The sequence below is a fragment of the Streptomyces sp. NPDC001604 genome (assembly GCF_042893475.1).
Lineage (GTDB): Bacteria > Actinomycetota > Actinomycetes > Streptomycetales > Streptomycetaceae > Streptomyces.
On record NZ_JBIAUY010000002.1, the window covers coordinates 639,247 to 654,189 of the forward strand.

At 68.4% G+C, this 14,943-nt stretch carries 11 protein-coding genes; 4 read left to right on the plus strand and 7 right to left on the minus strand.

Going from position 1 to position 14,943, the window contains the following annotated elements:
* Positions 1-235 precede the first annotated feature (235 nt).
* The 3 genes from ACFY1E_RS08205 to ACFY1E_RS08215 all read left to right on the plus strand — a co-directional run bounded on the left by ACFY1E_RS08205 (position 236) and on the right by ACFY1E_RS08215 (position 3,351).
* Positions 236-1,309: a ParA family protein gene (locus ACFY1E_RS08205; protein WP_389073371.1), complete on the plus strand. Its 1,074-nt coding sequence runs from the start codon at positions 236-238 to the stop codon at positions 1,307-1,309.
* The gene (locus ACFY1E_RS08210; protein WP_389072849.1) at positions 1,306-2,406 is read left to right on the plus strand and encodes a ParB/RepB/Spo0J family partition protein; all 1,101 of its coding nucleotides are present in this window, start codon (positions 1,306-1,308) and stop codon (positions 2,404-2,406) included. Before ACFY1E_RS08205 ends, ACFY1E_RS08210 begins: the two co-directional genes overlap by 4 nt.
* Before the next feature lie 327 nt (positions 2,407-2,733).
* A complete protein-coding gene (locus ACFY1E_RS08215; protein ID WP_344403187.1) occupies positions 2,734-3,351 on the plus strand; it encodes a GNAT family N-acetyltransferase in 618 nt (205 codons plus the stop codon).
* A 94-nt stretch (positions 3,352-3,445) separates the two neighbouring features.
* Here the strand turns inward: ACFY1E_RS08215 and trxA are convergent, their stop codons facing one another.
* The 7 genes from trxA to ACFY1E_RS08250 all read right to left on the minus strand — a co-directional run bounded on the left by trxA (position 3,446) and on the right by ACFY1E_RS08250 (position 13,208).
* On the minus strand, positions 3,446-3,778 hold the full coding sequence (gene trxA / locus ACFY1E_RS08220; RefSeq protein ID WP_003991504.1) for a thioredoxin: 333 nt from the start codon (positions 3,776-3,778) through the stop codon (positions 3,446-3,448).
* A 41-nt stretch (positions 3,779-3,819) separates the two neighbouring features.
* Positions 3,820-4,788 (minus strand): thioredoxin-disulfide reductase, encoded by a 969-nt coding sequence (gene trxB / locus ACFY1E_RS08225; RefSeq protein WP_389072852.1) that lies wholly within the window; start codon positions 4,786-4,788, stop codon positions 3,820-3,822.
* Between the two features lie 168 nt (positions 4,789-4,956).
* A complete protein-coding gene (locus tag ACFY1E_RS08230; RefSeq protein ID WP_389072854.1) occupies positions 4,957-5,877 on the minus strand; it encodes an anti-sigma factor family protein in 921 nt (306 codons plus the stop codon).
* Positions 5,874-6,611, minus strand: a complete 738-nt coding sequence (gene sigM / locus ACFY1E_RS08235) for an RNA polymerase sigma factor SigM (protein WP_389072857.1) — start codon at positions 6,609-6,611, stop codon at positions 5,874-5,876. Before sigM ends, ACFY1E_RS08230 begins: the two co-directional genes overlap by 4 nt.
* Before the next feature lie 31 nt (positions 6,612-6,642).
* Positions 6,643-8,358, minus strand: a complete 1,716-nt coding sequence (locus tag ACFY1E_RS08240) for a protein kinase family protein (protein ID WP_389072858.1) — start codon at positions 8,356-8,358, stop codon at positions 6,643-6,645.
* A gap of 138 nt (positions 8,359-8,496) precedes the next feature.
* On the minus strand, positions 8,497-10,773 hold the full coding sequence (murJ, locus tag ACFY1E_RS08245; RefSeq protein ID WP_389072860.1) for a murein biosynthesis integral membrane protein MurJ: 2,277 nt from the start codon (positions 10,771-10,773) through the stop codon (positions 8,497-8,499).
* 44 nt (positions 10,774-10,817) lie between these two features.
* Complete coding sequence (locus ACFY1E_RS08250; protein WP_389072863.1) at positions 10,818-13,208, minus strand: DUF6049 family protein; 2,391 nt, start codon at positions 13,206-13,208, stop codon at positions 10,818-10,820.
* A gap of 259 nt (positions 13,209-13,467) precedes the next feature.
* Between ACFY1E_RS08250 and ACFY1E_RS08255 the strand changes: the two genes are divergently transcribed.
* Complete coding sequence (locus ACFY1E_RS08255; protein ID WP_389072865.1) at positions 13,468-14,910, plus strand: CCA tRNA nucleotidyltransferase; 1,443 nt, start codon at positions 13,468-13,470, stop codon at positions 14,908-14,910.
* Positions 14,911-14,943: the final 33 nt, after the last annotated feature.

Sequence of the window (14,943 nt, forward strand, 5' to 3'; positions counted from 1 at the left end):
AGTTCGGCCACCGCTGCTGTGCATCGTGTTTCACGTGAAACGTCGCTCACTGCTCCACGGCATCATCAGCCGCGGCCGCGCCGCTGCCGAACCCCGCGACCGGAAGCCTCTCGGTTCACTTGGAGAGGCACCCGTATCCGACGAGATTCGGTCCCCCGTGAGGGGGGCCGAGTTGTCCACAGAGGTGGATTTCTCCACAGAACAACAGGCCTCACTGGTTCACGACCCCGAAGACATGGGAGGCTCTGTTCATTGCGAGCCTGAAGTCGAGGAGAGTGAATCCTTGCGGTCCGACGCCAACATCGCGGGACCGATGACCGATCCGGTCCCCGGTCCCCGTACCGAGTCGATGGGGGAGGATGTTTCACGTGAAACACCGCCTCCGATGGACGACACTCCGATCGGTCGTGCTGCCCAACTGGCGGTGGAGGCTCTGGGCCGCGCAGGCGAGGGCCTGCCACGGCCCGAGCAGACACGCGTCATGGTGGTCGCCAACCAGAAGGGCGGTGTCGGCAAGACGACGACCACCGTCAATCTTGCCGCCTCCCTGGCCCTGCACGGCGGCCGCGTCCTGGTGATCGACCTCGACCCTCAGGGCAACGCATCCACTGCGCTGGGGATCGACCATCACGCCGAAGTCCCGTCCATCTACGACGTCCTGGTCGAGAGCAAGCCCCTTGCGGAGGTCGTCCAGCCGGTCCCCGATGTCGAGGGTCTCTTCTGTGCCCCCGCCACGATCGATCTCGCCGGTGCGGAGATCGAGCTGGTGTCCCTGGTGGCACGCGAGAGCCGTCTGCAGCGAGCCATCCAGGCCTACGAGCAGCCGCTGGACTACATCCTGATTGACTGTCCCCCTTCGCTCGGCCTGTTGACGGTCAATGCGCTGGTGGCCGGCGCAGAGGTCCTCATCCCCATCCAGTGCGAGTACTACGCGCTGGAGGGTCTGGGGCAGCTGCTGCGCAACGTCGACCTGGTGCGGGGGCACCTCAACCCCGCGCTGCATGTATCGACGATCCTGCTCACCATGTACGACGGTCGGACGCGGCTCGCGTCCCAGGTCGCGGACGAGGTGCGCAGCCACTTCGGTGACGAGGTGCTGCGGACGAGCATTCCCCGCTCGGTCCGTATCTCCGAGGCGCCGAGTTATGGGCAGACGGTGCTGACCTACGATCCAGGATCGAGCGGAGCCCTGTCCTATCTTGAGGCGGCACGAGAAATCGCGCTGAAGGGTGTGGGTGTCTCCTACGACGCGCCGCATGCCCATATCGGCGCCCAGAGTGATCGAAGCATGGTGGAGGGGATTCAGTGAGCGAGCGACGGAGGGGTTTGGGCCGTGGTCTCGGCGCGTTGATCCCTGCTGCCCCGACGGAGAAGACGCCGGCTCCGGCCGCGATGGGGGGCGCAGGTTCTGCGTCGCCGTCGGCGGTGCCGGTGCTGACCACCGACCGGGGAGTGGCCGCGGCGAAGGTGACAACGCTGCCGCCTGTTTCACATGAAACCGAGGAGCCGTCGCTGAACGGCGTCACGGAGGCGCCCGCGTCTCCTGTGGGCGCCCACTTCGCGGAGCTTCCTCTCGATGCGATCACGCCGAACCCGCGCCAGCCGCGTGAGGTCTTCGACGAGGATGCGCTGCAGGAACTCGTCACCTCCATCAAGGAGGTGGGACTCCTCCAGCCGGTGGTCGTACGGCAGTTGGGCCCCGCCCGCTACGAGCTCATCATGGGCGAGCGGCGCTGGCGGGCCTGCCGTGAGGCCGGCCTGGACGCGATCCCGGCGATCGTGCGGGCCACGGAGGACGAGAAGCTTCTCCTGGACGCCCTGTTGGAGAACCTGCACCGGGCGCAGCTGAACCCGCTGGAAGAGGCTGCCGCCTACGATCAGCTTCTGAAGGACTTCAACTGCACGCACGACCAGCTGGCGGACCGGATCGGTCGGTCCCGACCCCAGGTCTCCAACACGCTGCGGCTGCTGAAGCTCTCGCCGGCGGTCCAGCGTCGGGTGGCTGCCGGGGTCCTGTCCGCCGGTCATGCGAGGGCGCTGCTCTCCGTAGAGGACTCGGAGGAGCAGGACCGGTTGGCTCACCGGATCGTGGCCGAGGGGTTGTCCGTGCGAGCCGTCGAGGAGATCGTGACCCTGATGGGGTCGCGGCCGCAGACGGCCCAGCGGTCCAAGGGGCCTCGGGCCGGCGCGCGAGTCTCTCCGGCGCTGACCGACCTCGCGACCCGTCTCTCGGACCGTTTCGAGACACGCGTGAAGGTCGACCTGGGGCAGAAGAAGGGCAAGATCACCGTCGAGTTCGCCTCCATGGAGGACCTCGAGCGGATCCTCAGCAGCCTTGCTCCTGGCGAGGGGCCGGTTCTGCAGAAGAGCCTCCTGGAGGACGATTCCGAGGATCTCGAGGCCTAGACAGCCTCTGGCCGACGGGCGGTTCGCTCGCTGGGCCGAAAGAGTGGGCCGTGTCCGGTGTGTACCGGAACACGGCCCGCTCTTTGCTTTCAGGCAGTATCGATGGAATCGCTTCGTGGATACGATGCGTTCAGGTATGGCGCATCCACCTGGCAGTACCTCTGAGAGGGAGGCAGGGGCCATGCGAACGATGAGCCGCACCGGACTGGTGAGCGCAGGTCTCGGACTGGGCGCGGTCGGCGGCTTCGTCGGCAGCCTGCTGAGGGAACGGAGCTCTCTGACAGCCGCCCGCGACGCTGCGGGCGAAGGAAGCGAGGAACAGGCTTCATGGGGCGTCGGCTCGTACCGCTCACGCTGGACAACCTTCAGGACCTTCCCAACCGCTGTCGCGCGTGTGTCTTCTGGGAGTTGGATCCAGTCAGCGGTGAGGCCGCGGTAAAAGCGGGCACGTCCGCTCTGGAGAAGGAGGCGTGGATTTCCGCGGTCCTGCTGGACTGGGGGTCCTGCGGCCGGGTCGTCTACGTCGACGATGTACCGGTGGGCTTCGTCCTGTACGCCCCTCCGGCCTACGTTCCGCGCTCCACGGCCTTCCCCACGAGTCCCGTTTCGTCCGACGCAGTGCAGCTGATGACCGCGTTCATCATGCCGGGCTATCAGGGGCAGGGGCTCGGGCGGGTCATGGTCCAGACGGTCGCCAAGGATCTACTGCGGCGGGGGTTCAAGGCAATCGAGGCGTTCGGGGACGCACGGTGGAAGGAGCCCGCGTGCGTTCTGCCGGCCGACCATCTTCTGGCCGTGGGCTTCAAGACGGTCCGCCCTCACCCGACTTACCCGCGTCTGAGGCTGGAGCTGCGGACGACACTGTCCTGGAAGGAAGACGTGGAGATGGCGCTCGACCGGCTGCTGGGTGCCGTGCAGAAGGAGCCGGTGCTGAGACCGCTGTGAAGGGCGTCCGGACAAGCGAATGGGCCAACCCTTCCGGGTTGGCCCATTCGTGTTTCACGTGAAACATGCACCGCCGACTCGACGGCTTCGCCGACTACTCGGCGATGAAGTCCTCGAGGTCGCGGACGATCGCGGCCTTCGGCTTCGCACCGACGATGGTCTTGGCGACCTCGCCACCCTGGTAGACGTTCAGCGTCGGGATGGACATGACGCCGTACTTGGCGGCCGTACCCGGGTTCTCATCGATGTTGAGCTTGACGACCTCGATCTTGTCGCCGTACTCGGCGGCAATCGCCTCGAGAGACGGCGCGATCTGGCGGCAGGGGCCGCACCAGGCGGCCCAGAAGTCCACCAGTACGGGCTTGTCGCTCTTGAGGACGTCCTGCTCGAAGGAGTCGTCGGTCACATTCTTCAGGGTGCCGGCCACGGCGGGCTCCTTAACTGGTTGGTGCGTGGGGCGGATGGAGGTCAGACAGAGGTCTTCTCGGGCTCGGCCTGCTCTTCGTCCGCAAGGGCGGCGAGGAAGCGCTCGGCGTCGAGCGCGGCGGAGCAGCCGGTACCGGCGGCGGTGATCGCCTGACGGTAGGTGTGGTCGACCACGTCACCGGCGGCGAAGACACCGGTCAGGTTGGTGCGGGTGGAAGGAGCGGCGACCTTGAGGTAGCCCTCCTCGTCGAGGTCGAGCTGGCCCTTGAAGAGTTCGGTGCGCGGGTCGTGGCCGATCGCGATGAACAGGCCGGTGACCGCCAGGTCCGAGAGCTCGCCGGTCTTGAGGTTGCGCAGCTTCAGGCCCGAGAGCTTGGGGTCGCCCTGGATCTCGGCGACTTCGCTGTCCCACACGAACTTGACCTTCGGGTCGGCGAAGGCGCGCTCCTGCATCGCCTTGGAGGCGCGCAGGGTGTCCCGGCGGTGGACGATCGTCACGGACTTGGCGAAGCGGGAGAGGAAGGTCGCCTCCTCCATCGCGGTGTCGCCGCCGCCGATCACGGCGATGTCCTGGTCCTTGAAGAAGAAGCCGTCACAGGTGGCACACCAGGAGACACCGCGGCCGGAGAGGGCGTCCTCGTTCGGCAGGCCCAGCTTGCGGTGCTGGGAGCCGGTGGTGACGATGACGGCCTTTGCCCGGTGAACGGTGCCGGCGGTGTCGGTGACGGTCTTGATCTCACCGGTCAGGTCGACGGAGACGACGTCGTCCGGGACGAGCTCGGCACCGAAACGCTCGGCCTGGGCGCGCATGTTGTCCATGAGCTCCGGGCCCATGATGCCGTCCCGGAAGCCAGGGAAGTTCTCCACGTCGGTGGTGTTCATCAGCGCGCCACCGGCGGTGACGGCGCCTTCGAACACGAGCGGCTTCAGTGACGCGCGCGCGGTGTAGAGCGCCGCCGTGTAGCCGGCGGGCCCGGAGCCGATGATGATCACGTTACGGACGTCGCTCACGGCTTGTTTCCTCGTCTCTGGACTGCGTCGTCGGACCGGGGGAGCCCCTCTCAGAACTCTCACCCCACCCAACGGATCCTAAGGGGCGTGCATTCCCACTGTGTCCGGGCACACGGAGGCGCGACACGGTACGGGATACCACGCATGACGGAGACGAAGCCTGTGCGTTCAGGGACGGGTGTAGGAGTGCGTCAGGAGAACCTTTGCCTTGTCGGCGGACGCATGGCTCACACAGCTCGCATCCACGAGGTATGCGGTCACCTTGTTACTGGCGGAGGTGTCGGACATGACCACGAGCAGGACGTTCATGCCCTTGTACCTCCCCTCCTTCGCCGCGAGCGCCGCGTCGGTGCGCCCGATGCCATTGCGGACACAGTCCGGGACCGTGGGCTCCTTGAAGATCTTGGGCTGGTTGCTCCCGCCCTCCACGCCAAGACTGTGCGGGGCATGGGAGCCGCTGCCCGAACCCTGGCTCTTGAGGAGACCGGTGACCTGGCCCTGCAGCGTGGCCTCCGAGAAGGTGTCCGGGGCGGCGGACTTGCCGCCCCGGGCTTCGGAAGCGGGCGGCTTCCCGTCGTTCAGCGATGTCAGCAGGACGGAACCGAAGCCCAGTGCGGCGACGGTGAAGACGGTGCCCAGGATGGCGATCCTGCGGCGGCCTCCCCGCTTGCGCTGCTTGCGACCCGGCCCGGTGGTGGAGGCACGGGAATGACCCGCGGGACGGTCCACCGTGGCCGATGTTTCACGTGAAACACGCGCGCTGTCACCGGCGTCGTCCGCGACACGGGACGCACCGACGAGTGTTGCCGGGGTGTCCGTGACATCGGGTGCCGTCGCGTTCAGCAGTGCCTCGGCCGCGAGAGCGGCATCGATCCGGCCTGCGACATCGGCGGGCATGCGGGTCGCACCCGGCACCGAACCGAGCAGTTCTCGGATCTCCTCCAGCGAGGCGTAGACGTCCGCGCAGAGCTCGCACTCGTCCAGGTGCCGTCGTACGTCGGCAGTCCGGGACGGCGGAAGCAGCCCCTCGGTGAGGTCGGAGATTTCGGCGACGTCCGGGTGTCCGGCCATGTCCGTCGTGGATGTCACGCTCGCCCACCTCCGCCCTTCACAGCAGCTGAATCGCTTGGCCCGGTATCCGGCCCTCTGTCGCGTGGACCGGCCGTCGGCGGTCCCGCTGCCGGTGGGACGGATGTCCCCTCGGTCCGGTTCCGTCCCTCGCCCTGTTCCTTGGGGCCACCGGCGTTTTCCGGACGGAGGTGGGTGAGGAGCGGCAGGAGTCTTGCTCTGCCACGGGCGCAGCGGCTCTTCACGGTGCCGGTGGGGACGTCGAGCACACGGGCGGCTTCGGCGACCGGGTATCCCTGCATGTCCACCAGGACGAGGGCGGCGCGCTGGTCGGGCGGCAAGGTGCCGAGAGCCTCCAGCAGCTGCCGGTGCAGATCGTTGCGCTCTGCGGGAGCCGATGCCTCCTCATGGGGCTCCAGCAGTTGCTCCAGCCGCTCGGTGTCGTCGACCGGGGAGGTCTTGCGCGAGGCGGCCTTGCGGGCGCGGTCGAGGCAGGCGTTCACCGTGATCCGGTGCAGCCATGTCGTGACGGCCGACTGGCCCCGGAAGGTGTGGGCGGCCCGGTAGGCGGACACCAGGGCGTCCTGAACGGCGTCAGCGGCCTCCTCGCGGTCCCCCAGCGTCCGCAGGGCCACCGCCCACAGCCGGTCACGATGACGCCGCACAAGCTCGCCGAAGGCGTCCGGGTCGCCCTCTACATGGCGGGCCAGGAGGTCCTGATCGCTTGCGTCGCCGTATGCGGTGTCATCTGCCATCGGACCCCCTCCCCTGGGATGCGGTGCGCTTTCAGCCGGTGAACTTCACGTCGGTGATGGCCTGCTTGTAGCCGGCGCTGCTGTAGTCATCCTGTGGGGCGTTCGGCACGTCCGTGATCCACAGCAAGACGTACTGGGTCTTCAGCTTCTTCGAGGCCTTCACCGTGAGAGAGGTGCCACTGGTGGTGGCGGTTCCGATCTCATCCATCCCATCGACCGATGTCGACGGGGATAGTGAGTCGGTGGCGTACAAGTGGATCGTCGTGTGGTTGCCGCTGTACCGGAGCCCTATCGTCGCTTCCGAGATCGTCTGGGCCGAACTCAGCTCGTAGATGATGCCCACGCCGGGCTTGTAGGGCGCGAGCTTGGGCCCGGCGTTGTAGCGCTTGGTGCGCCAGTAGGTCGAACTACTGCCGTCGTAGGTCTTCTTGACGTCCGCAGGTGCCTGGAGGGAGCCCTCCAGGGAATACTCCTGCGCGTTTTCGATCGTGATCGGCTTGGTCGGCTTGGTGTTGCCGCTGTTCTTGCCGCCCCCGTCCGTCGTCTGCGTCTTGTTCGTGTCGTCGGACTTGTTGCCGTCCATGAGCGCGTCCGCGAGCTGCCAGCTGCCGAGGCCCAGGGCCGCGATGAGGAGGGCCGAGACGGCCCATTTCAGGGCCTTGCCGGTACGGCTCTGGAGCGGGGCCGGGGGAACCGGCACCGGCTGGGCGGCGCCGGGGTGCGGTGCGGGGCGGCCGTACGTGCCCTGCTGGTACGTGGTGCGCTGGTACTCCGGCGGCGCGGTGAACGCGGGCTCCGGCGGGCGGATGCGGGGCATCTCGCCGATCGCCTTCACCAGTTCCTCCGGCGTGGTGCACGGGGATTCGTGGCGGGAGGCGGTCGCCCCGTCGTTGGCGAGTGCGCGCATGGCCAGCTCGGACAGACCGCGGTGGACACCGGCCCGCACCTGGTCGGGTGCGATCAGACCGACGTCCTTGGGCAGCCCCGCCAGACCGTACGCGTCGTTCTCGTACGGCCAGCGCTGGGTGAGCCCCGCGTACAGGAGCGCGCCGACGGACTCCGTGTCGGTGCGCTGCGGGGTGTCCGAACTGATGCCGCGCAGCGCGGCGTTCACGGCGAGGCCACGGATGCGCCACTGGCCGCTGGAGGTACGCAGCACGGCGTTGGGGTTCAGCCGCAGATGGGCCAGGCCCTCGCGGTGGGCTGCAGCCATTGCGGAGGCGATCTGACTGACCATCTGGTAGGCGTCGTGCGGCTCCAGCGGACCGGAGGCGAGCAGCGTGGTCAGCTCGGCGGCGTCGGGCAGCCACTCGTGGACGACGTAGACGAGGTCGTTCTCCTCGACCGCGTCCAGCACCTGGACGAAGCGGGGATCACCGAGCAGTGCCGAGGAGCGGGCCGCGGCCAGCACCGAACGTGCCCGTGAATGGTCCGCAGGCAGGATGTGGACTCCGACGGCGCGGCGAAGCTTCTCGTCCACGGCACGCCAACTGCTGAATCCGTCCAGACGGGTGACGCACTCCTCGAGCCGGTACCGTCTGGCGAGTTTGTGGCCGCTGTGCAGCTCGGGTGGTGAGGCCTTCCCGGGACCTTCCGTCCCGCCACTCCCCTGTGCCTCGTCGATCTCCGTGTCCCGCTCCCGGTTCTGGGCCACCCCGTCGGCCGTGGACTGGTCCGCCTCCGCGGTCAGCGGTTGGTCGCCGCTGTTGTCTGCCACGTCGACGGCAGCCGTGCTCCGTTCCGCCACCGTCGTTCCTGCCTCCCCATTCAATGCGCGCCGGCCAACACCCGTGCGCGCTGTCCGACGCCGAAACCAATTGTGCCCACAGTCCGCCGCTATGCACGACACACGGTGGCGGACGATGGTTGTGCGCGTACCCCTGTGTCAGCGCCCCAGACGCCCGCGGACCATGCCGACCAGTGAGTTCAGCTCCTCGATGCGCATCTTTCGGGCGGCCAGGAAGAAGATCCCGAGCAGCACCGCGCCACCGGCCAGCAGCGCCGCGAGGGATCCGACGACGCCCTGGCCGAGCGTGTGGCCGATCTCGTAGCAGGCGGCGCCGCTGAGGGCCGCTGCGGGCACCGAGGCGATGCAGAGCCTGGCGTACGTCCGCAGGACGCGGGCGCCGTCCAGGTCACCGCCGAGCCGCTTGCGCAGCCGGTTCCAGGCGACGCCGACGCCGATCGCGTAGGCGAGGCCGTACGAGGCGGCCATGCCGGCCACGGCCCAGCGGGGCGGCAGGGCGACGTAACACAGCGCCGAGGCTCCTGCGTTGACCGCGGCCACGATGACCGTGTTGTAGAAGGGCGTCCGGGTGTCCTCGTAGGCGTAGAAGGCGCGCAGGACGACGTACTGCACGGAGTACGGGATCAGGCCGAGGGCGAACGCCATCAGCATGAAGCCCATGTTGGTGGCCTCGCTGATGCCGGAGGAGCCGAAGATCAGCGTGCACATCGGGATGCCGAGGGCGAGGAAACCGAAGGCGATCGGCACGATGGCGACGGCCGTGGTGCGCAGGCCCTGGGAGATGTCGTCGCGGACGGCGCCGCTGTCGTCCTCCGCCGCCGAGCGCGAGATGCGCGGCAGCAGGGCGGCCATCAGGGAGACGGTGATGATGGCCTGCGGCAGGCCCCAGATCAGCTGGGCATTGGCATAGGCGGCGAAGCCGGTGCCGTCGACGGGTGAAGCCTTGCCGGCCGAGGTGGACAGCTGCGAGACGACGATCGCGCCGGCCTGGTTGGCGAGGACGAACAGGACGGTCCACTTGGCGAGCGTCACGGCCTTGCCGAGGCCGTGGCCCCTCCAGTCGAACCGCAGCCGCAGCCGGAACCCGGTCTCGCGCAGGTACGGGATCATCGCCAGCGCCTGGACGACCAGGCCGAGCAGCACACCGATGCCGAGGAGCCGCTGGCCCTCCGGCGGGATGTTGGTGACCTTCATGCCGGAGTCGGCCGCTGTGCCGTACACCCACATGAACATGCCGAGCGTCACGATGATGACGATGTTGTTCAGGACCGGCGTCCACATCATGGCGCCGAACTTCCCACGGGCGTTGAGAATCTGACCCATCACCACATGGACGCCCATGAAGAAGATCGAGGGCAGGAAGTAGCGGACGAAGGTGACGCCCACCTCGTTGGCCGCCGGGTCGCTGGCCACCGAGTCCGACAGCAGGCGGATCAGGAGTGGCGCGCCGAAGACCGCGAGGACCGTGAGGGCGCCCAGCGCCACCATGACCAGCGTCAGCAGACGGTTGGCGTAGGCCTCGCCGCCGTCCTCGTCCTCCTTCATGGCCCGCACGAGCTGTGGCACGAACACCGAGTTGAGGCCGCCGCCGACGGTCAGGATGTAGATCATCGTGGGCAGCTGGTAGGCGACCTGGAAGGTGTCGCCGAGCAGGCCGACGCCCAGCGCCGAGACGATCAGTGCGGAGCGGATGAAGCCGGTGAGGCGGGAGACCATCGTGCCCGCGGCCATCACGGCGCTCGACTTGAGCAGGCCCCCGCCCTTCTTCGCCGGGGCCACCGGAGCTGCTGGGGGCACCGGAGCTGCGGGCGGGGTGGTGCCGAGGTTCATGGTCTGGTCGGTCGCGGGCGTGGGCGCCGCCGCAGCCTGGTTCTGCGGGGTCGCCGAGGACGCGCCCGGCGCGACCGTCGGGCCGGGCACGGACGGGGGGTCCGACGGAGGGTATCCGCCGTTCTGCTGCTGGTCCCGGAAGAGATGCGCGAAGGCGTCCGGCTCGTGGCGCTCCTCGCCCGCCCCGGTGACCAGGTCGTCGACGCCCACGTACTGGGTGGTGCGGGGGTCGTCGCCGTACGGCAGGTACTGGCTCGGGCCGTCCGGCTCCGGCGCCGGTGTCTGGGCCCAGACCCGGGAGTCGGGGGCGTACGGGGACTGAGGCGGCTGGGAGTACAGCGGTTGCTGCGGCTGGTAGGTCCCCGGGGGCGGCGGGGGGTGGGCGGCACGGTCGTAGAGAGCCTCGGCGACCGGGTCCTGCGCGGAGAGGTCCTGCGCCCGGTAGGGGTCCTGGTCGTAGGCGTCCTGGAGGTACATGTCCGCGGGGGGCTGCGGCGGTACCTGGCCGTGCTCGGGCAGCGGGCCCTCGGGGGGGCCCGAGCTGCCCGCGGCCTGGCCGCGGTCACCGTCGTACGGCGCGTTCATGGTTACCCCACCTCATCGTCCCGGGCCCACCGGCCACGACATCCTCAACGGTCCACTCTCTCACCCGTGCCGGACGGGTCGGTGCTTTCCGGTGCGGTGTCCGGTGTCGGGTCACTCGGCTGCTCAGGGTCGTCTGCCCGGGCGTCGGTGCCGGACTCCTCCTTGAGACGGTCTTCGGTGCCTTCTGGGTTCTTCGCGTCCTCGGCGGGCTCGCCGGCGTCGTCGGGACCGCCCTCCTCGGCCTCACGGGCGGCTGCACGCTTGCGCTGCGTGTACATCCGGAAGCCGGCGAGGACGAGCAGGAGGAAGCCGCCGCCGATGACCAGCATCACGGTGGCCGTGAACTCGGTGACCTTGACGTCGAAGGTGACGGCGTGGCCGTATTCCTGGCCGTCCTCCGTGTAGAGCTGGGCGACGACCGTGGCCTGGCCGTTGGCCTTGGCCGTGGTGGTGAATTTCACCGTCTGGCTGTGCCCGCCGGAGACCGTGACGGGTTGCTCCTGGTAGGCGTGACCGCCGATCTGAAGGCGGGTGGGGCTCGTCGAGGTGAGGCGCAGCGTCAGGTGCTGGACACCCTGTACCAGGTTGTTCTGGACGGTCACGGGGATGGTGGCGCTGCGTCCGGAGAGCTTGGTGTCGGACTTGTCGATCAGCTTCACCTGGCCGGTCAGATCGGTGAGGTGGTGGTCGACGTCATCGCGGAAGCCGGCAGCGGCGGCCGCGTTGCCCCGCCATGACGTGGACATCCCGCGGTTCATGGCGCGCCCGAAGGGGGTCACCACGCGGGACTCGTCGCTGAGGATCACCTTGAAGTTGTCGAGTTCGTCCTGTGTGGTCGCGATCTCCTCGAAGGCCGAACGCGGCAGCTCCTGCTTGCGCAGCGAGGACGGATACGCGGACGTCGAGGGCACCTTTGTCGTGGCGCCCGGGTCCGGTTTGGCCTTGGCGGCCGATGTGAGCTTCTGGATCTCGGACCAGTTGCCGCCCTCGAGGGCCGACAGAGCGTCGGCCATGGCCTGAGCCTGGTGGGTCGTGGGCATGCGCTGCGGAGCGACGACGATGCTGCGCTGCTGGTTCGTCTGCAGGTTGAGCGCCAGGCTCTGGGCCAAGAACTGCTGCACGGCGAGCGTGCCGTCGGAGGCCGTCGTGAGGTCGCCCTCGAACGCCTGCGACAGACGGGCGTCCGCGACCACCGCCGTGGTGCCGCCGCCGATCGGGCGTGCTGCGGAGGGGGTGTAGGACAGGCCGCCGGTCTCCTGGAGGCTGTCGCTGCGGGCGATGACCTGGTCGGCGCCGGCGGAGGTGGCGACCTTCACGATCGAGGGATCGACGGCGCCGTCCACGGGCCAGGCGAAGTCCGTGCTCGGTTTCACGTGGAGGATCGGCTCCACCGTGTTGGCGACGACGTCGGTGGCTTCCTTGAGGTGGCTCAGCGAACCGGTCACGCTCGTGCCGTTGTGGGCGAGGGAGGCGAGGTCCGGGTCGGCGAAGGGCAGCGCGACGACCTCCTTGTCGGCCACCGCCTTCTGCAGCTCGGCGAGCCACTGCTTGGCGACCGCCTGGTGCGTGCCGGCCGTAGTGGTGTTGCCGGCGGCCCGGATGCGATAGCTGCGGGTCATCGCGTCGACCGAGGCCAGCAGATCCGGGTCGATCACCCACGTGACGTCGAGGCTCTCCCCCAGGGACAGCATCTCGTCCAGACGGCCGCCCGGAGCGATCTCCTTGGCGAGATCGTCATTGAGGAAGACCGGTGTCTGCTGCTCGTTCGATCCCGTCTCCGCCGTCATGTGGACGGTGGACACCAGCGGCCACAGAAAGGTCGTCTTCGTCTTGGTGCCGGCCTCGTCGGGCTGCCAGGGCAGGAAGGTCCGCTGAATTCCGAGGACCTGGTCCCACGGCTGCGCGGCAGTCTGGCCGGACAGCGAGACGGCGAACTGGTAGACGCCGTCATCACCGAGGTTCAGCTTGTCGACCGGCACGGTGATGCTGAAGGGCTCGGCGACGCCCGGAGTGAGCTGGCGGAACTTCTCGACGTACTTGCCGCCGATCTCCGAGCCCCTCGCGCCCTGGAGGCTGCCACTGTCCTGGGCGACATCCGCGACGGCGGACCGCGTGTTCAGCTCAGGGCCCACGCGCAGTCCCACATGGGCGCCGGTGACCGTCTGCTTGCCGTTGTTGGTCACAGTTCCGGACACGGTCAGCGTGTCCCCGTCCGTGGGGACCTCGGGGCTGAGCGAGTCGATGGCGACGGACACCGAGCCCGAACCTGAGGCGTCCTGCGCGGCGGACTGATCAGCTGCGTTCGCAGAAGCCGCGGAGGGCAGCTGGAGGAGACCGGCCAGCAGAGGCGCTCCTGCGAGCAGTGCTCCGGTGCGCCGCAGCCACCGGCGGGCAGGTGAGGGATTCGTCCCCTGAAAGTCTGCCGCCTCGGCCACGCGCTCGTCCGTCCCTCGTCGTCGTCAGTGGTCGTCGGAATGTGCGTCCACGCATGGTAACGATGCGCGCTGAGGGGAAGTGCCGCGGACTGCCGCACAAGATCGGGGAGCAGGGCCGACCTGTCCCTTATCTGTGCGTATAAAGAGAAGCGCGATGTGTAGGCCCCAAGAGCATTGCTTGTGCACGTATCGACTGCCGTGTCCGTGGACGCTTAATGGAGGCGCCTGCGGTCGCACGGGCCACGTACCCTCTTCTGTTGTGCCGAACGTCAACGAAGCCAACCCCAGTGCCCCGAGCCAGGAGCCGCACCGCGTGCCGAGTGAACCGCTGCGGGTGGATCCTGTCGCCGACGATCTCGCCCGCCGTTTCCAGGAGGCCGGGTTCTCGCTCGCCCTGGTCGGCGGCTCGGTCCGGGACGCGCTGCTGGGCCGGCTCGGCAATGACCTCGACTTCACGACCGACGCCCGTCCCGAGGACGTCCTCAAGATCGTCCGTCCGTGGGCGGATGCCGTGTGGGAGGTGGGCATCGCCTTCGGGACGGTCGGCGCTCAGAAGAACGGCTTCCAGATCGAGGTGACGACCTACCGGTCGGAGGCCTACGACCGCACCTCGCGCAAGCCCGAGGTGTCGTACGGGGACTCCATCGAGGATGACCTCGTCCGGCGCGACTTCACCGTCAACGCGATGGCCCTCGCGCTCCCGGAGAAGAAGTTCATCGACCCGCACGGCGGACGGGACGACCTCGCTGCACGGGTCCTGCGTACCCCGGGGACTCCTGAGGCGTCCTTCTCCGACGATCCCCTGCGGATGATGCGGGCCGCACGCTTCGCCGCGCAGCTCGACTTCGAAGTGGCTGCTGAGGTCGTGACGGCCATGAAGGAGATGGCCGGCCGTATCGAGATCGTCTCGGCCGAGCGGGTGCGGGACGAGCTGAACAAGCTGATCCTGTCCGCGAACCCGCGCAAGGGTCTGACGCTGTTGGTCGAGACCGGTCTCGCGGACCATGTGCTGCCCGAGCTGCCGGCCCTGCGGCTGGAACGTGACGAGCACCATCGGCACAAGGACGTCTACGAGCACACGCTGATCGTCCTGGAGCAGGCGATCGCGCTGGAGGAGAACGGCCCGGACCTGACTCTCCGCCTGGCCGCGCTGCTGCACGACATCGGCAAGCCGCGCACCCGCCGCTTCGAGCAGGACGGCCGGGTCTCGTTCCACCACCACGAGGTGGTCGGCGCGAAGATGACCAAGAAGCGCATGACGGCGCTGAAGTACTCCAACGAGCTGGTGAAGGACGTCTCGCGGCTGGTCGAACTCCACCTGCGTTTCCACGGGTACGGCACCGGCGAGTGGACTGACTCGGCGGTCCGCCGCTACGTCCGTGACGCGGGCCCCCTCCTCGACCGCCTCCACAAGCTGACCCGCTCGGACTGCACGACGCGGAACAAGCGCAAGGCGGCGGCGCTGTCGCGCGCGTACGACGGCCTGGAGGAGCGCATCGCCCAGCTCCAGGAGCAGGAGGAACTGGACGCGATCCGTCCCGACCTCGACGGTAACCAGATCATGGAGATCCTGGGAATCGGCCCGGGGCCGGCCATCGGGCAGGCGTACAAGTTCCTGCTGGAGCTACGGCTGGAGAACGGGCCGATGGAGCACGATGCGGCGGTGGCGGCGCTCAAGGAATGGTGGGCTGAGCAGAGCTGAGGCCGTGAAACGGGGTGATGTTTCACGTGAAAC